General features: G+C 66.1%; 23 protein-coding genes. 13 read left to right on the plus strand and 10 right to left on the minus strand.

Features of this window, described 5'->3' with window-relative positions; translation table 11 throughout:
- Positions 1-27: 27 nt before the first annotated feature.
- Entirely contained in the window at positions 28-750 is a 723-nt protein-coding gene (yihA, locus tag LCI23_RS12605; RefSeq protein WP_224946797.1) for a ribosome biogenesis GTP-binding protein YihA/YsxC, read from the minus strand.
- 172 nt (positions 751-922) lie between these two features.
- Here yihA and LCI23_RS12610 point away from each other — a divergent pair, with 172 nt between their 5' ends.
- The 3 genes from LCI23_RS12610 (at position 923) to ccsB (ending at position 5,074) form a co-directional block, all read left to right on the plus strand.
- The gene (locus tag LCI23_RS12610) at positions 923-1,588 is read left to right on the plus strand and encodes a cytochrome c (protein WP_224946798.1); all 666 of its coding nucleotides are present in this window, start codon (positions 923-925) and stop codon (positions 1,586-1,588) included.
- A gap of 194 nt (positions 1,589-1,782) precedes the next feature.
- Positions 1,783-3,888: a cytochrome c biogenesis protein ResB gene (locus tag LCI23_RS12615; RefSeq protein WP_224946799.1), complete on the plus strand. Its 2,106-nt coding sequence runs from the start codon at positions 1,783-1,785 to the stop codon at positions 3,886-3,888.
- Positions 3,889-3,907: 19 nt separating this feature from the next.
- Complete coding sequence (gene ccsB / locus LCI23_RS12620; RefSeq protein ID WP_224946800.1) at positions 3,908-5,074, plus strand: c-type cytochrome biogenesis protein CcsB; 1,167 nt, start codon at positions 3,908-3,910, stop codon at positions 5,072-5,074.
- A 2-nt stretch (positions 5,075-5,076) separates the two neighbouring features.
- On the opposite strand, the gene uraH is transcribed toward ccsB, so the two are convergent.
- Together uraH and LCI23_RS12630 are read right to left on the minus strand one after the other, a co-directional pair.
- Positions 5,077-5,487, minus strand: a complete 411-nt coding sequence (gene uraH / locus LCI23_RS12625) for a hydroxyisourate hydrolase (RefSeq protein ID WP_224946801.1) — start codon at positions 5,485-5,487, stop codon at positions 5,077-5,079.
- A 28-nt stretch (positions 5,488-5,515) separates the two neighbouring features.
- Positions 5,516-6,007, minus strand: coding sequence for a heme-binding protein (locus LCI23_RS12630; RefSeq protein WP_224946802.1), 492 nt, complete (start codon positions 6,005-6,007; stop codon positions 5,516-5,518).
- 137 nt (positions 6,008-6,144) lie between these two features.
- Here LCI23_RS12630 and LCI23_RS12635 point away from each other — a divergent pair, with 137 nt between their 5' ends.
- From LCI23_RS12635 to LCI23_RS12650, 4 genes are all read left to right on the plus strand, one after another.
- On the plus strand, positions 6,145-6,831 hold the full coding sequence (locus tag LCI23_RS12635) for a heavy metal response regulator transcription factor (RefSeq protein WP_224946803.1): 687 nt from the start codon (positions 6,145-6,147) through the stop codon (positions 6,829-6,831).
- Positions 6,828-8,216: a heavy metal sensor histidine kinase gene (locus tag LCI23_RS12640; RefSeq protein WP_224946804.1), complete on the plus strand. Its 1,389-nt coding sequence runs from the start codon at positions 6,828-6,830 to the stop codon at positions 8,214-8,216. The genes LCI23_RS12635 and LCI23_RS12640 overlap by 4 nt, the downstream gene beginning before the upstream one ends.
- 127 nt (positions 8,217-8,343) lie before the next feature.
- Positions 8,344-9,315, plus strand: coding sequence for a protein-methionine-sulfoxide reductase catalytic subunit MsrP (gene msrP, locus LCI23_RS12645; protein WP_224946805.1), 972 nt, complete (start codon positions 8,344-8,346; stop codon positions 9,313-9,315).
- Between the two features lie 2 nt (positions 9,316-9,317).
- Positions 9,318-9,923: a sulfite oxidase heme-binding subunit YedZ gene (locus tag LCI23_RS12650; RefSeq protein ID WP_224946806.1), complete on the plus strand. Its 606-nt coding sequence runs from the start codon at positions 9,318-9,320 to the stop codon at positions 9,921-9,923.
- A gap of 77 nt (positions 9,924-10,000) precedes the next feature.
- Here the strand turns inward: LCI23_RS12650 and lysA are convergent, their stop codons facing one another.
- Together lysA and LCI23_RS20680 are read right to left on the minus strand one after the other, a co-directional pair.
- On the minus strand, positions 10,001-11,278 hold the full coding sequence (lysA, locus tag LCI23_RS12655; protein ID WP_224946807.1) for a diaminopimelate decarboxylase: 1,278 nt from the start codon (positions 11,276-11,278) through the stop codon (positions 10,001-10,003).
- A gap of 8 nt (positions 11,279-11,286) precedes the next feature.
- Positions 11,287-11,463 (minus strand): lipoprotein, encoded by a 177-nt coding sequence (locus LCI23_RS20680; protein ID WP_224946808.1) that lies wholly within the window; start codon positions 11,461-11,463, stop codon positions 11,287-11,289.
- 41 nt (positions 11,464-11,504) lie between these two features.
- Between LCI23_RS20680 and cyaY the strand changes: the two genes are divergently transcribed.
- Positions 11,505-11,834: an iron donor protein CyaY gene (gene cyaY / locus LCI23_RS12665; protein ID WP_224946809.1), complete on the plus strand. Its 330-nt coding sequence runs from the start codon at positions 11,505-11,507 to the stop codon at positions 11,832-11,834.
- Positions 11,835-12,058: 224 nt separating this feature from the next.
- On the opposite strand, the gene LCI23_RS12670 is transcribed toward cyaY, so the two are convergent.
- From LCI23_RS12670 to LCI23_RS12690, 5 genes are all read right to left on the minus strand, one after another.
- Positions 12,059-13,288, minus strand: a complete 1,230-nt coding sequence (locus LCI23_RS12670) for an ABC transporter permease (RefSeq protein WP_224946810.1) — start codon at positions 13,286-13,288, stop codon at positions 12,059-12,061.
- On the minus strand, positions 13,281-13,997 hold the full coding sequence (locus LCI23_RS12675; RefSeq protein ID WP_224946811.1) for an ABC transporter ATP-binding protein: 717 nt from the start codon (positions 13,995-13,997) through the stop codon (positions 13,281-13,283). The genes LCI23_RS12670 and LCI23_RS12675 overlap by 8 nt, the downstream gene beginning before the upstream one ends.
- Positions 13,994-15,292 carry an efflux RND transporter periplasmic adaptor subunit gene (locus tag LCI23_RS12680; protein ID WP_224946812.1) on the minus strand — a complete coding sequence of 433 codons (1,299 nt, stop codon included), beginning with the start codon at positions 15,290-15,292 and terminating at the stop codon, positions 13,994-13,996. Before LCI23_RS12680 ends, LCI23_RS12675 begins: the two co-directional genes overlap by 4 nt.
- Positions 15,289-16,023 (minus strand): YIP1 family protein, encoded by a 735-nt coding sequence (locus tag LCI23_RS12685; protein ID WP_224946813.1) that lies wholly within the window; start codon positions 16,021-16,023, stop codon positions 15,289-15,291. The genes LCI23_RS12680 and LCI23_RS12685 overlap by 4 nt, the downstream gene beginning before the upstream one ends.
- A gap of 244 nt (positions 16,024-16,267) precedes the next feature.
- Positions 16,268-18,607 carry a penicillin-binding protein 1A gene (locus tag LCI23_RS12690; protein WP_224946814.1) on the minus strand — a complete coding sequence of 780 codons (2,340 nt, stop codon included), beginning with the start codon at positions 18,605-18,607 and terminating at the stop codon, positions 16,268-16,270.
- 364 nt (positions 18,608-18,971) lie between these two features.
- On the opposite strand from LCI23_RS12690, the gene LCI23_RS12695 reads away from it, so the two are divergent.
- Genes LCI23_RS12695 through pilQ form a run of 5 tightly spaced genes read left to right on the plus strand, consistent with a single transcriptional unit; the run spans position 18,972 to position 24,170 of the window.
- On the plus strand, positions 18,972-20,051 hold the full coding sequence (locus LCI23_RS12695; RefSeq protein ID WP_224946815.1) for a pilus assembly protein PilM: 1,080 nt from the start codon (positions 18,972-18,974) through the stop codon (positions 20,049-20,051).
- Entirely contained in the window at positions 20,048-20,686 is a 639-nt protein-coding gene (locus LCI23_RS12700; protein ID WP_224946816.1) for a PilN domain-containing protein, read from the plus strand. The genes LCI23_RS12695 and LCI23_RS12700 overlap by 4 nt, the downstream gene beginning before the upstream one ends.
- 3 nt (positions 20,687-20,689) lie before the next feature.
- Positions 20,690-21,424, plus strand: coding sequence for a type 4a pilus biogenesis protein PilO (locus LCI23_RS12705; RefSeq protein WP_224946817.1), 735 nt, complete (start codon positions 20,690-20,692; stop codon positions 21,422-21,424).
- Positions 21,421-21,963 (plus strand): pilus assembly protein PilP, encoded by a 543-nt coding sequence (locus LCI23_RS12710; protein WP_224946818.1) that lies wholly within the window; start codon positions 21,421-21,423, stop codon positions 21,961-21,963. Before LCI23_RS12705 ends, LCI23_RS12710 begins: the two co-directional genes overlap by 4 nt.
- Positions 21,964-21,971: 8 nt before the next feature.
- A complete protein-coding gene (gene pilQ / locus LCI23_RS12715) occupies positions 21,972-24,170 on the plus strand; it encodes a type IV pilus secretin PilQ family protein (RefSeq protein ID WP_224946819.1) in 2,199 nt (732 codons plus the stop codon).
- Positions 24,171-24,195: the final 25 nt, after the last annotated feature.

The raw sequence follows: 24,195 nt of genomic DNA on the forward strand, positions 1-24,195 counted from the left end.
CAAGAAAAACAATACGGGACTTGAGGATTATTGTGAATCCGGATGATCCTGGGCGCTGTCATCAGGTTCTTCTGCTTCGCCGGCGTCCCGGTCCAGGCCGAGCAGCGCAAGGATCTTGGCGTCCGCCTCCTCGATGCCGATGCGCTTGAGCGCCGAGAACAGCTGCACCGTGAACGGAAAGCCCTCGCCTTCCTCGTCGACGTAGCTGTCGAGGATCTTTTGCGCCTGGCGCAGGACATTGGTCTTTTCGTTCTGATTGAGCTTGTCGGCCTTGGTGAGAATGCAGTGGATCGGCTTGCCCGTGGGGGCGAACCATTCGAGCATCTGCACGTCGAGGTCGGTGAACGGGCGGCGCGAATCCATGATCAGGACCAGCGCGGCCAGCTGTTCGCGGCGCTGGACGTAGTCGCCCAGCAGTTTCTGCCAGTGCAGCTTGGCCGTGCCGGACACTTCGGCGTAGCCATAGCCCGGCAGGTCGACCAGCAGCGCCCGGATCTCGTCGACGATGGTCGGGTCCTTGCGGTGCTGGCCCACGTGGGCGCCGCCGATCGAGAAGTAATTGATGTGCTGGGTGCGGCCCGGCGTCTTGGACGCGAAGGCCAGGCCCTTCTGGTTGGTGAGAATATTGATCGCCGTGGATTTGCCCGCGTTCGAGCGCCCGGCGAAGGCGATTTCGGGAACCTGGGTGCCCGGCAGGTCGCGCAACTGGTTAACGGTCGTGAAGAACCGGGCTTGCCATAATTTGGACATAAGAGGAGACCTGGAAGCAGGCTGAAATGACAACGAAATGGCGATAGGGAAACAAAGCTATTGTACAATAAGGGGTTGATCCATGCTCCGCCCCGGGGGGGCGCCAAGAAGACTGCTGCACTGTTTCACTGTAAATTCCAAAATCTGTTTTTGACTTTTTCAGGGTGCTTGAATGAATCGTTTGACGTTTCCGCTTTTGAAGTCCTTGTTGGTTGCAAGCCTGGCCCTGTGCGGTAGCGTGTCCGCGGCCGATGCACCGCACACCGCCGTTGCCAAGGCCGACCCGGCCAAGGGCGGAACCCTGTACGATTCGGGCGATGCCGCGCGCGGCCTGCCCGCCTGCATGTCCTGCCACGGTGCCGCCGGCAACTCGACCATCGTCGCCAATCCGAAGCTGGCCGGCCAGATCGATGCCTATACCCACAAGCAGCTGGTCGACTTCACTACGCCGAACCGCCAGAACCCGGTGATGAGCACCTACGCCAAGATGCTCACCGAGGCCGAGAAGCGCGACATCGCCGCCTACCTCTCGACCCAGAAGGCCAAGCCGGGCGCCGCCAAGAGCAAGGACACCGTGGAACTGGGCCGCAAGATCTACCGCGGTGGCATCGCCGAGAAGGGCGTCGCCGCCTGCGCCAGCTGCCACGGCGCCACCGCCAATGGCATCCCGGCCCAGTACCCGCGCCTGTCGGGCCAGCACCAGGACTACACCTATGCCCAGCTGGACGCCTTCAAGAATGGCGCGCGCAAGAACAGCATCCAGATGACCACGCTGGCGCAGCGCATGTCGGCGGAAGAGATGAAGGCGGTGTCCGACTATATCGCGGGCTTGAAATAAGCAGCGCAGGGAAGGAATTCGCGACGTCTCGTTGTTCGTAGGGTGGGCGGCTGTGCCGCCCGCGCGTTCAGCCAGAAGATGAGCAGCCGCACAGGCAGCATCGCCGAAGTTTGAACGCGTGGGCCGGAAGACCCGCCCACCCTGCATTGCGGTATGCTCGATGATTTGCTGGCGCTTCACGAAAGCTGTAACGAATGAGTACCACCGGAATTGAACTGAACACCCGCCGCCGCGGGCTCGCCGAAGCGGTCGAGCTGGTATCCTCGATGCGCTTCGCCATCAGCCTGCTCACCATCGTGGCGATCGCCTCGGTCATCGGCACGGTGCTCAAGCAGAACGAGCCGATGCCGAACTACGTGAACCAGTTCGGTCCCTTCTGGTTCGAGATCTTCGCCAAACTCGGCCTGTACAGCGTGTACGCCAGCTGGTGGTTCCTGCTGATCCTGGTCGTCCTGATCGTGTCCACCGCCCTGTGCGTGGTGCGCAACGCGCCGAAGATGCTGCGCGACATGCGCAGCTGGCGCGAACACGTGCGCGAAGAGTCGCTGCGCAACTTCCACCATAAGCTCGAATGGCAGGCGCCGCTGGACCAGGCCGCGCTCGCCGGCCAGACCGCCGAACGGCTGCGCCATGCCGGCTATGCCGTGAAGCTGGTCGAGAAGGAACGGGGCATCCTGGTGGCGGCGAAAAAGGGCGCCGGCAACAAGTTCGGCTATATCTTCGCCCACACGGCCATCATCGTGATCCTGCTGGGCGGCATGCTCGATTCGGAGTTGCCCGTCAAGTTCCAGCAGTGGTTCCTGGGCAAGACGCCGTTCGGCGGCAGCGGCGTGATCGCCGATATCCCGGCCCAGCACCGCCTGAGCGTGTCGAACCCCAGCTTCCGCGGCAATACCCTGATCGCCGAAGGCCAGACCAGCCATACCGCGCTGCTGCCGCAAGCGTCGGGCGTCCTGGTGCAGGAACTGCCGTTTTCCATCGAGCTGAAGAAATTCCACATCGATTTCTACTCGACCGGCATGCCCAAGCTGTTCGCCAGCGACGTCATCGTGCACGATCCCGAGAACGGCAAGCGCTTCCCGGCCACCATCAAGGTCAACCATCCGCTGATCTACAAGGGCATCGCCGTCTACCAGTCGAGCTTTGACGATGGCGGCAGCAAGCTCAAGCTCACCGGCTTCCCGATGCGCGGCAGCGCCAGCAAGGATTTCCTGATCGAAGGCACGGTCGGTTCCACGACCGAGCTGAAGCAGGATGGCGAGGCCTGGACCGTCGAATGGTCGGGCTTCCGCCCCTTCAACGTCGAGAACGTCGCGGCCGGGCAGGACGCGCGCGCGGTGGCCAAGAACACGCCCTTCGACCAGCAGTTCGCGGCCACCCTGGGCAAGGCTTCCGGCTCGGCCGCGAAGAACCACGACAACAAGGACCTCAAGAATGTCGGCCCGAGCGTGCAGTACAAGCTGCGCGACAAGACCGGGCAGGCGCGCGAATTCCTGAACTACATGCAGCCGGTCACGCTCGAGGGCGCGCAGGTGTACCTGGCCGGCGTGCGCGCCAGCCCGGCGGAAAACTTCAGCTTCCTGCGCATCCCGGCCGATGACGCCTACAGCGTACGCACCTGGATGCGGCTGCGCGCGGCGCTGGCCGATCCGGCCCTGCGCCAGGACGCGGCGCGGCGCTATGCGGCGCGCGCGCTGGCGCCGGGACAGGACAAGCTCAGCGGCCAGCTGGAGGAATCGGCGGCGCGCACCCTGGCCATCTTCGCCGGAGAAGGGGCAGGGGCAGGTACGGGCGGCGGACGGGGCGGCTTCGTGGGCGTCTCGCAATTCCTGGAAAAGATTCCGCCGGCCGAGCAGGAAAAGGCCGCCGCCATCTTCATGAAGATGCTCAACGGCTCCCTGTGGGAGCTGTGGCAGGCCGCCAATGCGCGCGCGGGCGAGCCGCCGGTCGAGCCCACCGAGGCCCACGGCCGCTACCTGCAGCTGGCCACGAATGCCCTGTCCGACAGCGTGTTCTATGGCGCCCCGGTCTACCTGCAGCTGGAGGAGTTCACCGAGGTCAAGGCGTCCGTGCTGCAGCTGACCCGCTCCCCGGGCAAGGGCATCGTCTACTTCGGCTGCCTGCTGCTGGTGGCGGGCGTGTTCGCAATGTTTTATATTCGTGAACGGCGCATGTGGGTCTGGGTGCGCAATGCGGATGGCGGCGCCCATGCGCTGATGGCCATGAGTACCCAGCGCAAGACGCTCGACTTCGAGCGCGAGTTCGAGGATTTGAAAGCAAAACTGCCGCAGCGGGCCTGAACGCGGCAAGGAGACCAAGATGGAACTGTCGCAATCCAAGACCGTGCAGCCGGGCACCTATGTGCAGAAGCCGGGCTTTTTCCGCAGCCTGAACGCGATCGACTGGCTGTACGGTGCGGCCCTGCTGGCCGCGGCGCTGTTCGCGCTGAACCGCTACGCCCATCACATGGACATCTACGAACAGGTGATCCTGGTGCTGAGCGCGCCCACCTTCGCCCTGCTGGGCTGGCACTGGAAGCCGGTGCGCTGGCTGATCCCGCTGGTGGCCGTGCTGGCGCTGTGGGCGATCGCGCAGTATGGCGGCGCCATCGATGCGGCCAACCAGAAATTCTTCCTCAAGTACATGCTGTCGAGCCAGTCCGCCATCCTGTGGATGAGCGCCCTGTTCGTGTTCTCGACCGTGTTCTACTGGCTGGGGCTGGTGAGCCGTTCGAACTTCGGCGGTGCCGTCGGCAGCAAGCTGTGCTGGGCGGCCGTGGTGCTGGGCTGGACCGGCATGATGGTGCGCTGGTTCGAGTCCTACCTGCTGGGACCGGACGTGGGCCACATCCCGGTGTCGAACCTGTACGAAGTGTTCATCCTGTTCTCCCTGATCACCGCGATGTTCTACCTGTACTACGAGGCCCGCTACGGCACCCGCCAGCTGGGGCCCTTCGTGCTGCTGGTCATCGCGGCCGCCGTCGCCTTCCTGCTGTGGTACACGGTCTCGCGCGACGCCGCCCAGATCCAGCCCCTGGTGCCGGCCCTGCAGAGCTGGTGGATGAAGATCCACGTGCCGGCCAACTTCATCGGCTATGGCACCTTCGCGCTGGCCGCGATGGTCGGCTGCGCCTACCTGCTCAAGTCGCACGGCATCCTGGAAGACCGCCTGCCGTCCCTGGCGGTGCTGGACGACGTGATGTACAAGTCGATCTCGGTCGGCTTCGCCTTCTTCACCGTCGCCACCATCCTCGGCGCCCTGTGGGCGGCCGAGGCCTGGGGCGGCTACTGGTCCTGGGACCCGAAGGAAACCTGGGCCCTGATCGTCTGGCTCAACTACGCGGCCTGGCTGCACATGCGCCTGATGTCGGGCCTGCGCGGGCGCGTAGCGGCCTGGTGGTCGGTGGTGGGCCTCCTGGTGACGACCTTCGCCTTCCTGGGCGTGAACATGTTCCTGTCGGGCCTGCACTCCTACGGCGAGCTGTAAGCCTAGTTGCCCCGGTAGGTCGAGTAGCCGTAAGGGCTCAGCAGCAGGGGAACGTGGTAATGCTGGGCCGGCGCATCCACCGTGAACTCGACCGGAATCTGCGGGAAGAAGCTGGCCTGTCCCTTGCGCCTGTAGTGCTCCCCGGTCTTGAACACGATGCGGTAGCTTGCCGCCGCCATCGGTGTATCTTCCGGATACAGGGCAGGAATGCGGCCCTGCTCGTTCGTGACGCCGCGCGCCAGTTCGCGCCACCCGCTGCCCGCGCGCTGTTCCAGCGTGACTTCGATACCCGCGCTGGGCTGGCCGCTCTGCAGGTCGAGCACATGGACGCTGAGCGGATTCGGCGCGGCGCCTGCCGCGAGGCTGGCGCAGCCCAGCAGGCTGGCGAGGGCGAGTCGGTGGATGGTTTGCATGGTGTTCTCCTAGGTTAAGACAAGAAATTCACGGGGTGGGTTGGTCGAGCCCGGGCACGGCGCCGATCGCGCGCTGCGCGCAGGCATGGTCGTTCAGCGGCCCGCCTTCACCGGCCACGCCGATGGCGCCGACGACCTGCTTCTCTACCAGCAGCGGTATGCCCCCGCCGAGCAGCAGGAGTTCGGGCAGGGTCGCCAGGTTGCGGGTGTCGGGGACGGCCTGCGCATCGCGTGCCAGGAGCAGCGTCGGCTTGCGCGTCGACAGCGCGGTATAGGCCTTGCGCCGGCTGGCCTCGGTGTTGTGCGGTCCGACGCCGTCGTCGCGCTGCAGGGCGACCAGGTTGCCGCCACGGTCGACCACGGCGGCGACGATCGCACGGCCTTCTGCACGGCAGGATGCGATCGCGCGCGCCGCCAGCCGGTTGGCGGCTTCCAGGTCGAGATCCGGATGCCGGGGCAGTGCGGCGCCGGCCGGTGCCGCGGCCAGCGCGGTGAGGAGGATGGCAAGTTGCTTGGACATGGTGTTCCTTCGTGGTGGGATGGACGCCATCCTGGCATGTACCTGGCGACGCCAGCCTGACCGCCAGATGACAATCCTGTCATGTCGGAAGCGATGGCATCGGCCTAGAATGAGGTTTTGTTCCCCTTGCCAGCGCCATGACCATCCTCGTGATCGAAGACGAGCCGAAAACCGGCGATTACCTGCAGCGCGGCCTGGCCGAGTCGGGCTTTGCCGTGCGCCTCGCGCGCAATGGCCGCGACGGCCTGGCCATCGTCCGCGAGGACGAGATCGCGCTGGTCGTACTGGACGTGATGCTGCCGCGCATGGATGGCTGGCAGGTGCTCGGCGCCCTGCGCGCCGACCCCGATACCGAACAGCTCCCGGTGCTGTTCCTGACGGCGCGCGACGAGGTCGAGGACCGGGTGCGCGGACTTGAACTCGGCGCCGACGATTACCTGGTCAAGCCCTTCGCTTTCGTCGAGCTGGTGGCGCGCATCCGCACCCTGTTGCGGCGCGGGCCGGTGCGCGAGGAAGAACTGATCCGGATCGCCGACCTCGAGATCGATGTGCTGCGCCGCCGCGTGCGGCGCGGCGGCGCGACGATCGCGCTCACGGCCCAGGAATTCGCGTTGCTGCACCTGCTGGCGCGGCGCCAGGGCCAGGTGCTGTCGCGCGCCCTGATCGCATCCCAGGTCTGGGACATGAATTTCGACAGCGATACCAACGTCATCGACGCCGCCGTGCGCCGCCTGCGGCGCAAGATCGACGACCCGTACACCCATAAACTGATCCACACGCGGCGCGGCATGGGCTATGTCTGCGACGCGCAGGACCCGGCATGACATCCTCCTGGCGCCATTCCCTGACCCTGCGCGTGACGCTCGCCTTCGTGCTGATCGTTTCCTTCATTGCGGCGGGCCTGGGCATCTACCTGTACCGCGCCTTCGTGGCCGAGATCGCGCGCCGCGATGACCTGCAGCTGCTGGGCAAGCTGCGCCAGGTGCAGATCGTGCTGGGCCGGCCGGGCGCGGCCGAGCTGCTGGTGGCGCAACCCGACTTCTTCCGCGACACCATGAGCGGCCAGGAGAACTCGCTGGTGCGCATCGTCGGGCCGGGGGGCGCAGTGCTGGCCGATATCAATCCGCATGGCGAGCGCTACCCCACGCCGCCGGACGCCGGACCGGCGCCGGGACGCGGCGCCATCGCCGCCTGGACCACGCGGGACGGCACGCCCGGCCAGGTGGTAGCGGGCAGTGCCCGCCTGGGTACGGCGCAGGTAGCGGTGGTGGTGGCGCGCGCCTATGCCGAGCGCACCGCCATGTTCGCGCGCTACCGCGCCCGCATCCTGGCCGCCTGCGCGGTCGGCGCCGTGCTGGCCGCGGCGCTGGCGGCGCTGATGCTGCGCCATGGCCTGCGGCCCCTGCGCGAGGTCGCCGAGCACGCGGCCTTCATCAAGCCGGGCACGCTGGCGCAGCGCCTCGACATCGTCGCCGCGCCCTCCGAGCTGCGTCCGCTGATCGACGCGTTCAACGCCATGCTGCAACGGCTGCAGGACGGCTATGCGCGCCTGTCCGGCTTCTCGGCCGACCTGGCGCACGAGTTCAGGACGCCGATCACGAACATGATCGGACAAAGCCAGGTCGCACTCGGGCAGGGCCGCAGCCGTGAGGAATACGAGGCCCTGCTGGCATCGAACATCGAGGAACTCGAGCGTCTCGCGCGCATGATCGAGAGCATGCTCTTCCTCGCGCGCGCCGGCCAGGACGAGGTGGTCCTGGCGCGCCAGCCGCTGGTGGCGCTCGACGAGCTGGAGCGGGTGGCGGATTTCTACGAAGGCATGGCCGAGGAGCGCGGCCTGCGCCTGCGCTGCAGCGGCGCGGGCAGCTTTGCCGCCGACCCGGCGCTGGTGCGGCGGGCCCTGGCCAACCTGGTCTCGAACGCCGTGCGCCATGCCGATGCGGGCAGCACGATCACGCTGCATGCCGAGCCGCGTGCCGGCATGCTGGAGCTGAGCGTGGCCAACGTGGGCGCGGCGATTCCACAAGAACACCTGGACCACCTGTTCGACCGCTTCTACCGCGTCGACAGTGCGCGCAGCGACGCGGAGGGTTCCACGGGGCTGGGCCTGTCCATCGTCAACGCCATCCTGAATTTGCATGGTGGCAAGGCGACGCTGCAGTCGAACGGTCCCGAAACCCGTTTTGTCCTTGCTTTTCCCACCGGGTAAGCAGGACGCGGCCCCTGACACGCTTTTGTCCAGCGCGGCAGGGCCATCCTCGCCGATTGGCGCACGGTACTAACGTGCGCCCAAGGCGGCTGGTGTAACCTGATATCTCTCTGAAGCGGAGTCAAGCATGCTTTTCAAACGCAGTCCGAATGGAATGGATCTCCCGTATCCTTCCGAGATCACACCGCGCGAGGTCTATGAAGGCCGGCGTCAATTCATCGCCCGTATCGCCGCCACGGCCGCGGTCGGATCGGGAATCTGGGAAATGGCCAACCGTGAAGCCTTCGCCCAGGGCACGAAGCTGGCCGCGGTCCGCAACGCGGCCCTGTCCACGCAGGAAGCCCAGACCTCGTTCAAGGACGCCACGTCCTACAATAACTTCTACGAGTTCGGCCTGGACAAGGACGACCCGGCCCGCAACGCGCACACGCTGCGCACCCGGCCGTGGACGGTGACGATCGAGGGCGAGGTGAAAAAGCCCGTCACGCTCGACATCGATCGCATCCTCAAGCTGGCGCCGCTGGAAGAGCGTGTCTACCGCCTGCGCTGCGTGGAGGGCTGGTCGATGGTGATTCCCTGGGTCGGCTACTCGCTGTCGCATCTGCTGAAGCAGGTCGAGCCGACCGGCAATGCGAAGTTCGTGGAGTTCACCACCCTGGCCGACAACCGGCAGATGCCCGGCCTGCGCAGTCCCGTGCTCGACTGGCCCTATGTGGAAGGCCTGCGCATGGACGAGGCGATGCATCCGCTCACGCTGCTGGGGCTGGGCATGTACGGACAAGTGCTGCCGAACCAGAACGGCGCGCCGGTACGCCTGGTGGTGCCCTGGAAGTATGGTTTCAAGTCGGCCAAGTCGATCGTGCGCATCCGTTTGCTGAGTCGCCAGCCGCGCACCGCCTGGAACGAATCGGCGCCCAACGAATACGGCTTCTATTCGAACGTGAACCCGAACGTGGACCACCCGCGCTGGTCGCAGGCCAGCGAACGCCGCATCGGCGAAGACGGCTTTTTCAAGCCCAAGCGCAAGACCCTGATGTTCAACGGCTACGAACAGGTGGCTTCGCTGTACGGCGGCATGGACCTGAAAAAGTTTTTCTGACGATGGCCTGGACTCCTTCCCCGCGCCAGCTGGCCGGCATCAAGGCGGCCGTGTTCTTGATGGCGCTGCTGCCTTTCCTGCGCATGGCCTGGCTGGTGGCGCAAGGCGCGCTGGTCGAGCCGCTGGCCTTCCTCACGCGCGGTACCGGGGACTGGACCCTGTATCTCCTCTGCATCACGCTGGCGGTGACGCCGCTGCGCCGGCTCACGGGCTGGAACTGGGTGGTCAAGCTGCGGCGCATGCTGGGGCTGTTTACCTTTTTCTACGCGCTGCTGCACTTCAGCTGCTTCTTCTGGTTCGACCATTTCTTCGACATCGCGGCGATGCTGAAGGATGTCGTGAAGCGGCCCTTCATCACGGTGGGCTTCATCGCCTTCGTGCTGCTCGTTCCGCTGGCGGCGACCAGTACCAACGGCATGATCCGGCGCCTGGGCGGCAAGCGCTGGCAGTGGCTGCACCGGCTGGTCTATGTGGTGGCGGTGCTGGGCATCCTGCATTTCTGGTGGATGAAGGCGGGGAAGAACGACTTCCAGCAGCCAATCGTGTTCGGGCTGATCGTGGCGCTGCTGCTGGGCTTGCGGGTGTACTGGCGCGTGGCAAGGAAGTAGGGTGGGCGGGTCTCCCGCCCACGCGTTCAGCTTCCGGATGCGCTGTGCCAATGCATGATCCGGATGGACGGCCCGGTTTATTCCAGCATCGACTCGAGCGCGAACAGATCGGCCGGATGCTCGCGCTGGCGAATCAGCTGCACGCGGTCGCCATCGACCATCACCTCGGCCGCGCGGCCGCGCGTGTTGTAATTCGAGGCCATCGTCATGCCATAGGCGCCCGCCGTCATGATGGCCAGCAGGTCGCCCGGCGCGACCGCGAGATCGCGCTCGCGCGCCAGCCAGTCGCCCGATTCGCACACCGGGCCGACCACGTCGTAGGTCAGCTTGTCGCCTTCGCGCGGCACCACCGGCTGCACGCCCATCCAGGCCTGGTACAGGGTCGGACGCATCAGGTCGTTCATGGCGGCGTCGACGATGGCGAAGTTCTTTTCCACGCCCGGTTTCAGGAATTCGATCCTGGTCAGCAGCACGCCGGTGTCGGCCACGATCGAGCGGCCCGGCTCGAAGATCACCTTGATCGGCTGCCCGCCGTGCCTGCCGGCGCGCCAGGCGTCGATGCGGGCGAACAGGCGGCCCAGGTAGTCGCCCACCGGCACCGGCGGCTGGTCGCCCTCGGCGCCGTAGTTCACGCCCAGGCCGCCGCCGATGTCGAGGTGGTGCAGATGGATGCCTTCGTCCGCCAGCGTGTCGATCAGCTCGATCAGCTTGTCCAGCGCCTCCAGCAGCGGTGCATCGTCCAGCAGCTGCGAGCCGATGTGGCAGTCGATGCCCACCACGTCCAGGTGCGGCAGCGCGGCGGCGCTGCGGTAGGTCTGCAGCGCGTCGTCGAACGCGACGCCGAACTTGTTGGCTTTCAGGCCGGTGGCGATGTAGGGATGGGTCTTGGCGTCCACGTTCGGGTTCACGCGTAGCGACACCGGCGCGCGCCTGCCCATGCTGCCGGCCACCTCGTTCAGGCGGTGCAGCTCGGGGATCGATTCGACGTTGAAGCACAGGATGTTCTTCTCCAGCGCCAGCCGCATTTCCTCGACGGTCTTGCCGACGCCCGAGAAGATGGTCTTGCCCGGGTCGCCGCCGGCCGCGATCACGCGCAGCAGTTCGCCGCCCGAGACGATGTCGAAGCCGGCGCCGGCGCGCGCCAGCAGGTCGAGGATGGCCAGGTTCGAGTTCGCCTTCATCGCATAGCACACCAGCGCGTCGCGGCCCTGGCAGGCGTCGGCATAGGCGCCGAAGTTTTCCAGCAGCGCGGCTTTGGAATAGACATAGGTCGGCGAGCCGAACTGCGCGGCGATGGCGGACAGGGAAACACGTTCGGCGTGCAGGGCGCCGTTCTGGTACTGGAAATGCGACATGGGATGCGTTACTTGGTCGGGGCCGGGGTCGAGGCGTTGTTGGATGGAACGGGCTGGGCCGGCTGCGGGTTGGCAGGGGCAGGCTTGGCCGGCGGGTTCGGCATGTACAGCGGACCCGTCTGGCCACAGCCGCTCAGGACGGCGAGCAGGGCGGCGCCGGAAAGCAGTGCGGTGGTGGACTTCACGATTAGAATGGGGGTTTGATTAGCAGACTTTGGAGTGTAGCATGACCGAATCCGAATTTTTGGCGCTGGCCGAAAGCACCCTGGACCGCATCGAGGCCTGCCTCGACAAGCTCAACGACGACGACGTGGTCGACGTCGAATGCAAGCGCAGCGGCAACGTACTCGAAGTCGAATTCCTGCGCAACGCGTCGAAGATCATCATCAACAGCCAGGCCCCGCTGCAGGAAATGTGGGTGGCCGCGCGTTCGGGCGGCTACCACTACAAGCGGGTGGGCGGCGAGTGGCGCAATACGCGCGACGACAGCGAGCTGTTCGCCTCGCTGTCGCAATACGTGACGGAGCAGGGCGGGGCGCCGGTGGCCATGGGCTGAGCAGGCAAGGCCGGACCAAGCGGCAAGCCTTGCGACAGTGTGGAATGGCGGCCTGGAGCCGCCATTTTTCAAGCAGCCTGATCGCCTTCGCATCCAGGCCGCCTCGGGCAGAAACGACTATCACCGTTTGACATCGGCTATTTGCGCCTGGTTCAGCGGTTCAGCGCTACCCGCCTGCCGACCAGACTCCCTCGCGGTACGTTGTCCAACAAACCACTGTCAGATCATTCGTAGCGCAGGGCGTCGATCGGGTGCAGGTTGGCGGCTTTCGCGGCCGGCATGATGCCGAACAGGATGCCCACCAGGCTGGAAAAGCCGAAGGACATCAGGACCGCCCACCAGGGCACGACGGCGCCGGGAAAGCCCGGAATCAGCTTGGCCACGCCGAAGCCGAGCAGGTAGCCCAGCACCAGGCCGACCAGCCCGCCCAGCAGCGACAAGGTGGTCGCTTCGATCAGGAACTGCATCAGGATGTGGTGGCGCTGGGCGCCAAGGGCCTTGCAGATGCCGATCTCGCGGGTCCGCTCCGTGACCGACACCAGCATGATGTTCATGATCCCGATGCCACCCACCAGCAGCGAGATGCCGACGATCCCGCCCAGCACCAGGGTCATCATCCCGACGATCTTCTCGAAGGCATCGGACAACTGCTGTGCCGACTGCACCTTGAAGTCGTTGCGCTGCCCCGGCTTGAGGTGGTGGGCCTGGCGCAGCAGCGAAGTCACCCGGCCCTGCACCGCATCGATCTGCTCGATGTCGTCGACGGTGAAGCTGATCGAGATGTTCAGCCGGGTGCCGGCGCCGGCCACGATCTGCCCGACCGAGAACGGAATCAGGATGTAGTCGTCCTTGCTGAAGCCGAAGGCCTCGCCTTTTTCCTCGGTGACGCCGATGATCTTGAACCATTCGCCGCCGATCTCCAGGAACTGGCCCACCGGATCGGCGGGCAGGCGCAGCTTCTCGAGCAGCTTGCTGCCGATGACGCACACCTTGCGGCGCGAAGCGTCGTCGCTGGCGCGGATGAAGCGCCCGCTCTGCGGGAACACCTGGCTCGACTCCATGTAGGCTTCGGTCACGGCCAGCACCTGGGTGAAGCTGGTCTGGCTGCCGGCGCGCACCGTGGTGCCGAAGTTGCCGAACGGGGCGAAGGTGGGCGAGACGTTGCTGATGTCGTCGATGTGGGCCACGATGCGTTCGTAGTCGCCCAGGCTCAGCACATTTTCCTTGCCCTGCAGCGCTTCCTCGAAAGGCGTATAGGCCTGCACCGTCAGGCTGTTCGAGCCCAGGCCCTTGAACTCGCTGCTGATCGAGGCCGAGAAGCCCTGCACGATCGAGACCACGGCGATGACCGAGGCGACACCGATGATGATGCCGAGCGAGGTCAGGAAGCTGCGAAAGCCATGGGCGAAGATGCTCTGCAGGGCCGAGCGGAAGCTCTCGACCAGGCTAAACATGGGCGGCCTCGCGTGCGCTGTTCAGGGTGTCGCTCTGCACCTTGCCGTCGGCCAGCCTGACCGTGCGCCGGCAATGGGCGGCGATGTCGGGCTCGTGGGTCACGACGATCAGGGTCTGGCCTTCGCGGTGCAGGGTGTCAAACAGTTGCATGATGTCGGCAGCGGTGCTGGAATCGAGGTTGCCGGTCGGTTCGTCGGCCAGCAGGATCGACGGCTCGCTGCACAGGGCGCGGGCGATCGCCACGCGCTGGCGCTGGCCGCCGGACAGCTGGTTGGGCAGGTGGTCCATGCGGTGTTCCAGTCCCACGCGCGCCATCGCCTCGCGCGCACGGCGCGCGCGCTCGGCGGGGCGCACGCCGCGGTAGATCAGCGGCTGCATCACGTTCTGCAGGGCGGTGGCGCGGGTCAGCAGGTTGAAGCTCTGGAAAATGAAACCGATCTCCTCGTTGCGCGCGCGCGCCAGCTCCGACTCGCTCATGCCGGCCACGTCGCGTCCGTTGAGGAAGTAGCGGCCGCCGCTGGGCGAATCGAGGCAGCCGAGGATGTTCATCATGGTCGACTTGCCCGAGCCGGACGAGCCGATGAAGGCGACGTAGTCGTTGCGCGCGATCTCGAGGTCGATGCCGGCCAGCGCCGCGATCGTTTCGCCTCCCATCGTGTAGTGCCTGGTAATGCCTTCGAGCCGGATGAGCGGGACAGCCTGGTTCATGTCGCGGACTTCGTTGGCGCCGGCGCTGGCGCGCTTGCTGCGGTCGCGTCCTGCGCCGGCCTGTCGGTCGCCGAGATGCTGTCGCCCTGGCGCAGCGCGCGCAAGGTCTTGTAGGGACCGGTGATCACGGTCTCGCCCTGCGCCAGGCCGCTGCGGATCTCCTGCATGCTGTCGTCCGAGGCGCCGACGGTGACGATGCGTTTTTGCGCCCTGCCGTCCTTGGCCACGAACACCCAGTTTTCGCTCTTCGGCGCGGGCGCGCTCTTGCCCTTGCCCTTGCCGGCGCCGTCGCTGCCTTCCTCATTGTTGGACAGCACCGCCTGCAAGGGCAGGGCCAGCGACTTGCCGCTGCTGGCGGTATAGATCTCGGCGCGGCAGCTCATGCCGGGACGCAGCGCAAGCTTGCCGGTGTCGGCCAGCTGCACCTTGACGTTGAAGTTGCGCGCGCGCGAGCTGCCCTGCGCGGCGGCGGCCGGGTCCTGCCTGGGCGACAGCGGAATGGTCAGCACCTTGCCTTTGAGGGCGGTATCGGGATAGGCGGCGGTATGGATCGCCACCTCCTGGCCCACTCCCACCTTGGCGATGTCGGCTTCGTCGACGTTCACTTCGGTGACCATGGTCGCGGTGTTCGCGATGGTCATCAGGCTCGAGCCGGCGATACCGATCTGGCTGGCCACCGCCGTTTCGCCGACCTTGATGTCGAGCGCGGTGATGGTGCCGGCGATCGGCGCGCGGATGGTGGTCTTGGACAGGCGCTCGTTGGCCTGCTGCAGGATCGCTTCCACCTGTTCCAGGCGCGTGCGGCTGTTGCGCAGCTCGATCTTCGCCAGGTCGAGCGCATAGCGCGCGTCGTCGATCTGCGAATCGGCGATCATCTTCATCTGGTGCAGCTCGATCTTGCGCCGGTACTGCTTTTCCTGGTTCTGCACGTTCAGCTGCTGCTGCTCGATCACGATGCGCTGCTGGCGCACCGCCGCCTGCTGCTGGGCCACTTCGGCGCGGTAGCTTTCGTCGTCGAGGTGCAGCAGCAGGTCGCCGCGCGCGACCTGCTGTCCTTCCTTGACGAAGATGCGGCTGACCTTGCCGATCACCTCGGGCGACAGCTTGACCTGTTCTTCGTACAGCAGGTGGCCGGAGGCCAGGATCGAGGAGCGGATTTCGCGCTGGGCGACGCGTTCGGTATCGACCGCCTTGGCTGGTCCGCTGCCGCGCACCAGCTTGGTGGCGACCGGCACGCCCAGCAGGGCGGCCACCGCCAGGCCGACGACCAGCTTGCGCTTGCTGGCCTGCTTCATGCTGCCTTGCTCAACGCATAAGCCAGCCAGAGGCCGTACACGACGGCATACGGCGTGAGCACGACGCGCAGGGCGGTGGCGCGCGACACGCCGGTCCAGACCCGGTAGCCGATCACCATCAGCACGGTGCCCCAGACCATCGGGACCGAGACGGTTTCCAGCAGACCCGCGAGCGGATGGCCGGTTTCGTAGTGGAACAGCAGCTGGTTGAGGGTGAGCGGGTTGAGCGCTTCGAGGGGCATCTGGCCGTTGGCGGCCAGCAGCATCTGCATCGCGCCGAGAGGCAGCAGCAGCAGGTTGGGCAGCGCCGCCCAGGCGCACAGGGAAAAGCCCTGGCGGAAGCCGAAATCCTGGTTCTTGACCTTGGCGACGATGAGGAAGTACAGGCCGCCGATCGCATACGAAAACACGACGCTGACGAGGGCGCCGACGCCGGAGACGATGCCCATGGTCTGCTGTCCCATGCCCATCGTGGCCGCCTGCTCACGCTCGGCCGGATCGCTCACGCTGGCCAGCATATGGTCCTGGAACCAGGCATAGTCGACGAAGCCGAGGAAGTACCACAGCAGCAGCAGGGAGCTGGCGAGGGCGACCAGTACCACCGGCAGCCAGGTGGTGCGCCGTGCGGCGAGGCGGGCAAAGGTGGCGCTCGGCTCGTGGAAGATGCTCACGAGTGCGCTGGACGGGGAGGCAAGGGCAGCGGCCGGGGCCGATTTTTCGGTCAGTTCCATGGGAGGCGATCCATAGGTAAACAATGAAGGAGTACGCTAACAGAAGTTCCTTTTGGGAACATTCATTTGCGCAACATATCATGAGCTAAACCTATACCGCCATGCGCTTTTGTCCTAACTGCCGAAATCGGGAAAAGTTATCCACTGCGGATAGGATTGCTGTGTTCTTGCCACAAGCTGCAAGAAAACGTTCCAAAAAATTGGCGGCCCGTGGGGCCGCCAATGCTTGCCAACTGGTCAAGAATCAGAACAGCTCGTTCCTGACCGCATCGCGCTGCTTCTGCTCGCTTGGCGCCGGCGCCGGCCCGACATCCAGCGCCTGGACCCCGGTGCCCGGCGGATTCTCCGCGTAGTAGTACTCGCCGTTGGCCATGATCAGCCCCGGCGGCACTTCGCGCTCGATCATTTCCTCGCCCTTGAGCGCCTTGCCCATGTAGCTGATCCAGATCGGCAGCGCCAGGCCGCCGCCGGTCTCGCGGTTGCCGAGGTTCTTCGGCTGGTCGTAGCCGATCCAGGCGACGCCCACCAGCTTTGGCTGGTAGCCGGCGAACCAGGCGTCGATCGAATCGTTGGTGGTGCCGGTCTTGCCGGCCAGGTCGGTGCGCTTGAGCGCCATGGCCTTGGTCGCGGTGCCATGGCGTACCACGTCCTTCAGCATGCTGTCGACCAGGAAGGCATTGCGCGCATCGATCACGCGGTTGGCCTCGACCCCGGCGCGCTCCGGACGCGCTTCCGACAGCACCTTGCCGTCGCTGTCGGTCACCTTCGAGATGATGTAGGGACTGATGCGGTAGCCGCCGTTGGCGAACACCGCGTAGGCGCCCGCCATCTGCAGCGGCGTGGTCGATCCCGCGCCCAGGGCCAGGGTCAGGTAGGCCGGGTTGCGCTCGGCGTCGAAGCCGAAGCGGGTCGCGAATTCCTGGCCATAGCGCGCGCCGATCTTGTTCAGGATGCGGATCGAGACCATGTTCTTCGATTGCGTCAGGCCGCGCCGCATGGTGATCGGGCCTTCGTAGCGGTTGTCGTAGTTCTTCGGCTCCCAGGCCTGGCCGCCGGTCTGGCCGGCGTCGAACGAGATCGGGGCGTCGTTGATGACGGTCGACGGCGACAGCCCGCGTTCCAGCGAAGCGGAATAGATGAAGGGCTTGAACGAGGAGCCCGGCTGGCGCCAGGCCTGGGTCACGTGGTTGAACTTGTTGCGGTTGAAGTCGAAGCCGCCCACCAGCGCGCGGATCGCGCCGTCCTCGGTACTGGCCGCAACGAAGGCCGATTCGACTTCCGGCATCTGGGTGATGATCCATTTCGACTCGTCGTCCTGCATCACCCGGATCACGGCGCCGCGGCGCACGCGGCGGTTCGGTGCCGCCTTGTCCGACAGCCAGGCCTTGGCGAAGGACAGGCCGGCGCCGGTGATGTCGATGGTCTCGCCGGAGGCGATGGTGGCCGTCACCTTGGACGGCGAGGCCTGCAGCACGATGGCGGCCACGATGTTGTCGCTGTCCGGGTGCTCGGCAAGCTCGGCCTCGATCGCTTCGTCCGCCTCCGCCTTGTCGCCCGGGATCTCGATATAGGCCTCCGGCCCGCGGTACGGGTGGCGGCGCTCGTACTCCATCACGCCGCGGCGCACCGCCAGGTAGGCCGCGTCCTGGTCGGCCTTGGTGATGGTGGTGAACACGTTCAGGCCGCGCGTGTAGGTGTCTTCCTTGAACTGTTCGTAGACCAGCTGGCGCGCCATCTCGGCTACGTACTCGGCGTGCACGCCGAAGGCGGTGCTGTCGGTCTTGATCTTCAGCGGTTCTTCCTTCGCCTGCTGGTACTGGGCATCGGTGATGTAGCCGAGCGAATGCATGCGCTGCAGGATGTACTGCTGGCGGGTCCTGGCGCGGGTCGGGTTGACCACCGGGTTGTAGGCGGAGGGCGCCTTCGGCAGGCCGGCCAGCATCGCCGCTTCGGCGACGCTGATGTCGCGCAGGTCCTTGCCGAAGTAGATCTGGGCCGCCGACTGGAAGCCGAAGGCGCGCTGGCCCAGGTAGATCTGGTTCATGTACAGCTCGAGGATCTGGTCCTTGCTCAGGTTCTTCTCGATCTTCCAGGCCAGCATGGCTTCATAGGCCTTGCGCTTGAAGGTCTGTTCCGAGGACAGGAAGAAGTTGCGCGCCACCTGCTGGGTGATGGTGGACGCGCCCTGGCGCGAGCCGCCGGTGGCGTTCTTGAAGGCCGCGCGCAGGATGCCCCAGTAGTCGATGCCGCTGTGCTCGTAGAAACGGTCGTCCTCGATCGAGAGCACGGCCTTCTTCATCACGTCCGGGATGTCCTTGAAGTGGACCAGGGTGCGGCGCTCTTCGCCGAACTCGCCGATCAGGACGTTATCGGCGGTGAAGATCCGCAGCGGCATCTTGGGCCGGTAGTCGGTGATGGTGTCGAGCGCGGGCAGGTTGGGGTAGGCCATCGCGAGCGCGAATGCCAGTACCAGCACGCCGATGACGGCCAGGCCCGTGAGCGCGCCGAGCGCCATCAGGATCAGGCGCTTGGGAGTGTATGTCGACGGCGCTGCTGCCGTACCGGACGCTTGTTTCTGTTTCATGCTGACTTTCGCAAATAGGCTGTGCGCAACGCTTCATTATAAGACAGGCCTTTTGGCGCTGACACGCGCACTGCTGAGCCAAGGTTTAAGCCAGCGCAATGCCACCCGACAAGCCCCGAGATATCAAGCAAATAAGGGTCGTGGCAGGGGTGATAACACCCTGCGCCAGAGTGTGGCGTGGACGCGCCGCAATGAGGTGTTCCCTCACAGAAATTTCTTGTCGGGGTGCATCCTTTTCGCTACGATCTAACGCGGTGCCTCATATATATGCACCAAGTACCGGTTTTAACAGAGAAATTCCCACCCGGGCGTTCAACATCAGGTTTTCCGCATCAGGCGGTAAGGGAAGTCAAGGAGTACGCTCGTGATTAATCTAGGTTCCTTGTTCGGGAAGTCCAGTCCGCCGATGGTCGGGCTCGATATCAGCACGTCGGGCGTGCGCCTGGTCGAGCTGGGCGATGCCGGCAAGGGTGAACTGCGCCTGGAGCGCTATGCCGCCGAGCCGCTGCCGCGCGGGGCGGTCGTGGACGGCAACATCGAAAACATCGAACAGGTCTCCGAAGCCGTGCGCCGCGTCTGGAAGAAGAGCGGTACCCGTGCGCGCCACGTGGCGCTGGGCATGCCGCCGGCCGCGGTGATCACCAAGAAGATCATCCTGCCGGCCGGCCTGTCGGAAGACCAGCTGGAAGTGCAGGTGGAGTCGGAAGCCAGCCAGTACATCCCGTTCGCGCTGGATGAGGTAAGCCTCGACTTCGACGTCATCGGCCAGGCCCCGCATGCGCAGGAAGACATGGAAGTCATGCTGGCCGCCGCGCGCCGCGAAAAGGTCGAGGACCGGGTCGCGATCGCCGAGGCGGCCGGCCTTACCGCCATCGTGATGGACATCGAATCCTATGCCGCGCGCGCCGCGCTGGACCGCGCCACGCGCGGCCGCGCCGGCATTGCGAAGCCGGAGCAGATCGTGGCCCTGTTCCAGATCGGTGCCCAGTCCACCCACGTGTCGGTGCTGCAGGACGGCGAGACCATCTACGAGCGCGAGCAGCCCTTCGGCGGCAACCAGCTGACCCAGGACATCGTGCGTGCCTATGGCCTGTCGTTCGAGGAGGCGGAAACCCGCAAGAAGAGCGGCGACCTGCCCGAGAACTACCGCGCCGACCTGCTCGCGCCCTTCCTGGAAAGCGCGGCGCTGGAAATCACGCGCGCGATCCAGTTCTTCTTCACCTCCACGCCCTACACCCGTATCGACGAGCTGTACCTGGCCGGCGGCTGCGCCGCGCTGCCCGGCCTGCTCGAGCTGATCGGCAGCCGCACTCGCATCCCGAGCAGCATCGTCGCGCCCTTCGAGGGCATGGCCTTCGGCGCGCCGGTGCGCGAACAGCAGCTGCGCCAGGAAGGCGCGGCCTACCTGGTCGCCTGCGGCCTGGCCCTGCGGAGGTTCGCTTGAATATCCGCATTAACCTGTTACCCCACCGCGAAGCGCGCCGCAAGCAGAAGCAGGCCGCCTTCGTCGCCCTGCTGGCGGCGGGCGCCGTGGTCGGCGCCGCCGTGGTACTGCTGGTCGGCGCCTGGAATGCCAGCCGCATCGCGGTCCAGAACCAGCGCAACCTGGTGCTCAAGACGGCCAGCGCGGAACTGGACAAGAAGATCGGCGAGATCCGCACCCTGAAGGAAGAGATCGAGGCCCTGAAGGCGCGCCAGCAGGCGGTCGAGGACCTGCAGGGCGACCGCAACCAGTCGGTCTACCTGCTCGACGAACTGGTGCGCCAGACGCCGGAAGGAGTGGTCCTGAAATCCTTCCGCCAGGATGGCCGCAAGGTCACGCTGAGTGGCTATGCACAGTCGCAGGAGCGGGTCTCCGAACTGCTGCGCAACGTGTCCGGTCCGTCGCCCTGGCTGGAAGCGCCGAACCTGACCGAAATCAAGGCCACCACGCTCGACAAGAGCAAGACCGGCCGCAAGGTCGTCGAGTTCCAGGTGGACGTGGCGCTCAAGCGTCCGCGCGAACAGGACGCGGCCGCCGACGGCACCGGCGCGCCGTCGCCCAAGCTCGCGAAAGCGGCGCCGCAGGAGCGCGACTGACCCATGAATATCGATCTCAAAGACCTCGGCGCCCGCTTCGCGGCCCAGTTCCAGGATCTGCAGGGACGCCAGCCCGGCCAGTGGCCGCTGGCGCCGCGCCTGCTGTGCGCGGCCGGCGTGATGGCGGCCGTCGTCGGCCTCGGCTACTTCTTCTACTGGGACGATCAGTTCACCCGCCAGAAGAAGGGCGCCAGCGAGGAAGCCTCGCTGCGCACCGAGTACCGCAGCAAGATGGCGCAGGCGATCAACCTCGAAGCCCTGCAGCAACAGAAGGTGCAGGTCGACCAGTACGTCGAGCGCCTCGAGAAGCAGCTGCCGAACAAGTCCGAGATGGCCGACCTGCTGTCTGACATCAACCAGGCCGGTGTCGGCCGCGGCCTGCAGTTCGAGCTGTTCAAGCCGGGCGCCGAAGTGATCCGCGACTACTACGCCGAGCAGCCGATCGACATCAAGGTGACCGGCAAGTACAACGACGTGGGCGCCTTCGCCGCCGACATGGCCAACCTGCCGCGCATCGTCACGCTCAACAACATGGCGATGGAGCTGAAGGACGGCGTGCTGTCGCTGCAGGCGGTGGCCAAGACCTTCCGCTACCTCGATCCGGACGAGATCAGCGCGCAGAAGAAGGCGCGCGACGAGCGCAAGGGCAAGGGCAAGAAAGGCAAGAAGGGCAAGGGCAAGGACGCCGATGCGGACAGCGACGGCAAGGCCGGCGCAAGCAAGGGAAAACGGAAATGATGCGGCTGCGACTACTGGCTGCCCTCGGCGCGGCCCTGCTGCTGGCCGGCTGCGGCGACGGCGACGTGCAGGAGGTGCGCGACTGGATGAAGAAGGTCGAGCGCGAAACCGTGCCGGCGGTGAAGCCGCTGCCGGAACCGAAGGATTTCGTGCCCTACGCCTATCAGCCGGGCGCCGCCATCGAGCCGTTCAGCGAAACCAAGCTGCTCAACGAGCTGGCGCGGGTGGCGGCCAACAGCGCCAACCCGCTGCAGCCGGACGCCGGACGCGTGCGCGAAGTGCTCGAGAACTACCCGCTCGACACCATGCGCATGGTCGGCACGCTGCAGAAGGCCGGGGTGAATTACGCGCTGGTCCAGATCGATGCCTCGATCTTCCAGGTCAAGGCTGGCCAGCGCATCGGACAGAATCACGGGTTGGTCACGCGCGTCAGCGAAGGCGCGATCGACATCAGGGAAGTCGTGCAGGACCCCACCGGCGACTGGGTGGCGCGCAAGGCGACCATCGAGCTGGCGGACAGCAAGGAGAGCAGCAAATGAGCCCACGCATGAACCATCGCAGTACCATCCGCCTCGCGGCGCCGGCCTGGCTGGCGCGCGGCGCCTCGTTCTGCCTCGCGCTCCTGCTGGCGCTGGGCGCCGGCGCGGCCGCCGCCCAGGGCAATGCCATCGAATCGATCACGGCCAACCAGCAGGGCGGCAACGTGGTCCTGCACATCGCCATGCGCGAGGCGCCGGCGCGCGCGCCGATCGGCTTCTCGATCACCAATCCGGCGCGCATCGCGCTCGACTTCGGCGCCACCGCCAACGCCACCGGCAAGCAGTCCCAGGACGTCAACCTGGGCGACGTGCGCGGCCTGAACCTGGTCCAGGCCGGCGAGCGCACCCGCCTGGTGCTGAACCTGGCACGGCCGCTGAACTATGCCACCGCCATCGACGGCAAGTCGGTGATGGTCACCATCGAAGGCTCGGGCGCCGTGGCCCAGGCCGTGAACGCCGCCGGACAGCCGATGGCCAGCGCGGCGCCGGCACCTGCGCCCGCGGCGCGCCACATCCTGCGCGACCTCGACTTCCGCCGCGGCAGCAATGGCGAGGGCCGGGTCGTGGTCGACCTGCCGCACGGCCAGGTCGGCGTCGACGTGCGCCAGGCCGGCAACCAGGTGATCGTCGACTTCCTGCGCACCGGTCTGCCGGAAGCGCTGCGCCGGCGCCTGGACGTGAGCGACTTCGGCACCCCGGTCACGCGCGTGAGCACCGCCACCCAGGGCGAGAACGTGCGCATGACCATCGAGGCCCAGGGCGCCTGGGAACAGTCGGTATACCAGAGCGACACCCAGCTGATCGTGGACGTGCGTCCGGTCAAGGAAGACCCGAACCGCCCGGGCGGCGGCAACGCCACCGGCTACCGCGGCGAGAAACTGTCCTTCAACTTCCAGAACGTCGAAGTGCGCGCCGCCCTGCAGGCGATCGCCGACATCTCGGGCCTGAACATCATCACCAGCGACTCCGTCACCGGCAACCTGACCCTGCGCCTGCGCGACGTGCCCTGGGACCAGGCGCTCGACGTGGTGCTGCAGGCCAAGGGCCTGGACATGCGCAAGAACGGCACCGTGCTGTGGATCGCGCCCAAGGAAGAACTGCTGACCAAGGAAAAGCTCGAGCTCGAGCAGCGCGCCCAGATCGCCGACCTCGAGCCGCTGCGCTCCGAGATCTTCCAGCTGAACTACCAGAAGGTGGAAGCCTTCCGCACGGTGTTCGGCCTGGACGCCAACGGCGCCGCCACCACCGGCAGCGACACCGGCCGCAACCGCGTGCTGTCGCGCCGCGGCAGCGCCATCATCGACCCGCGCACCAACCAGCTGTTCGTGACCGACATCGCGTCCAAGATCGAGGATATCCGCAAGCTGATCCAGAAGACCGACGTCGCCTCGAAGCAGGTGCTGATCGAGGCGCGCCTGGTGGAAGCGAACGACGGCTTCTCGCGCAACCTGGGCGCCAAGCTCGGCTTCGCCGACCTGCGCACCCTGCGCGGCGGCGACTCCGGCTGGCAGGTCAAGGGCAACGAGCGGGTCGCCATCGGCGGCAACCTCACCGGCGTCGGCCAGGTCACCGGCCAGACCCCGGACGATGGCGACGGCTACACCAACACGACCATGGTCAACCTGCCGGCGGCGGCGATTGGCGGCACCCCCGCGTCCTCGCTCGCGTTCAGCCTGTTCTCCTCGGCCGCCAACCGCTTCCTGAACCTGGAACTGTCGGCGCTGGAAGCGGACGGCAAGGGCAAGATCATCTCCAGCCCGCGCGTGGTCACCGAGGACAAGCAGATCGCCGTGATCGAGCAGGGCATCGAGCTGCCCTACCAGGTCGCCACCAGCAGCGGCGCGACCTCGATCACGTTCAAGAAGGCCAACCTGCGCCTGGAAGTGACGCCGCAGATCACCCCGGACGGCAACGTCGTGCTCGACGTCGACGTCAACAAGGACTCCAAGGGCGAGGAAACCCGGGCCGGCCCGGCGATCAACACCCAGCACGTGAAGACCAAGGTGATGGTGGAAAACGGCGGCACGGTGGTGCTGGGCGGAATCTACCAGCAGACCGAGCGCAATAACGAGAACAAGGTGCCGCTGCTGGGCGACGTGCCGGTGCTGGGCTACCTGTTCAAGTCCACCGGCCGCGAAAGCACCAAGACCGAATTACTGGTGTTCATCACGCCGAAGATCGTGACCGACGCCGCAGCCGGGCGCTGATCCGTCCCTTTTGCCTCCCTGGCCA

The sequence above is a fragment of the Massilia sp. MS-15 genome (assembly GCF_020176695.1).
Classification (GTDB): domain Bacteria; phylum Pseudomonadota; class Gammaproteobacteria; order Burkholderiales; family Burkholderiaceae_D; genus Telluria; species Telluria hydrophila.

Coding starts and splice junctions, on each gene's coding strand:
- msrP (WP_224946805.1), top strand. CDS start 8,344: ATGCTTTTCAAACGCAGTCCGAATGGAATGGATCTCCCGTATCCTTCC.
- ccsB (WP_224946800.1), top strand. CDS start 3,908: ATGGAACTGTCGCAATCCAAGACCGTGCAGCCGGGCACCTATGTGCAG.
- LCI23_RS12635 (WP_224946803.1), top strand. CDS start 6,145: ATGACCATCCTCGTGATCGAAGACGAGCCGAAAACCGGCGATTACCTG.
- LCI23_RS12680 (WP_224946812.1), bottom strand. CDS start 15,292: ATGAAGCAGGCCAGCAAGCGCAAGCTGGTCGTCGGCCTGGCGGTGGCC.
- LCI23_RS12615 (WP_224946799.1), top strand. CDS start 1,783: ATGAGTACCACCGGAATTGAACTGAACACCCGCCGCCGCGGGCTCGCC.
- LCI23_RS12675 (WP_224946811.1), bottom strand. CDS start 13,997: ATGAACCAGGCTGTCCCGCTCATCCGGCTCGAAGGCATTACCAGGCAC.
- cyaY (WP_224946809.1), top strand. CDS start 11,505: ATGACCGAATCCGAATTTTTGGCGCTGGCCGAAAGCACCCTGGACCGC.
- lysA (WP_224946807.1), bottom strand. CDS start 11,278: ATGTCGCATTTCCAGTACCAGAACGGCGCCCTGCACGCCGAACGTGTT.
- pilQ (WP_224946819.1), top strand. CDS start 21,972: ATGAACCATCGCAGTACCATCCGCCTCGCGGCGCCGGCCTGGCTGGCG.
- LCI23_RS12650 (WP_224946806.1), top strand. CDS start 9,318: ATGGCCTGGACTCCTTCCCCGCGCCAGCTGGCCGGCATCAAGGCGGCC.
- LCI23_RS12690 (WP_224946814.1), bottom strand. CDS start 18,607: ATGAAACAGAAACAAGCGTCCGGTACGGCAGCAGCGCCGTCGACATAC.
- LCI23_RS12685 (WP_224946813.1), bottom strand. CDS start 16,023: ATGGAACTGACCGAAAAATCGGCCCCGGCCGCTGCCCTTGCCTCCCCG.
- LCI23_RS12630 (WP_224946802.1), bottom strand. CDS start 6,007: ATGTCCAAGCAACTTGCCATCCTCCTCACCGCGCTGGCCGCGGCACCG.
- LCI23_RS12705 (WP_224946817.1), top strand. CDS start 20,690: ATGAATATCGATCTCAAAGACCTCGGCGCCCGCTTCGCGGCCCAGTTC.
- yihA (WP_224946797.1), bottom strand. CDS start 750: ATGTCCAAATTATGGCAAGCCCGGTTCTTCACGACCGTTAACCAGTTG.
- uraH (WP_224946801.1), bottom strand. CDS start 5,487: ATGCAAACCATCCACCGACTCGCCCTCGCCAGCCTGCTGGGCTGCGCC.
- LCI23_RS12640 (WP_224946804.1), top strand. CDS start 6,828: ATGACATCCTCCTGGCGCCATTCCCTGACCCTGCGCGTGACGCTCGCC.
- LCI23_RS12710 (WP_224946818.1), top strand. CDS start 21,421: ATGATGCGGCTGCGACTACTGGCTGCCCTCGGCGCGGCCCTGCTGCTG.
- LCI23_RS12670 (WP_224946810.1), bottom strand. CDS start 13,288: ATGTTTAGCCTGGTCGAGAGCTTCCGCTCGGCCCTGCAGAGCATCTTC.
- LCI23_RS12610 (WP_224946798.1), top strand. CDS start 923: ATGAATCGTTTGACGTTTCCGCTTTTGAAGTCCTTGTTGGTTGCAAGC.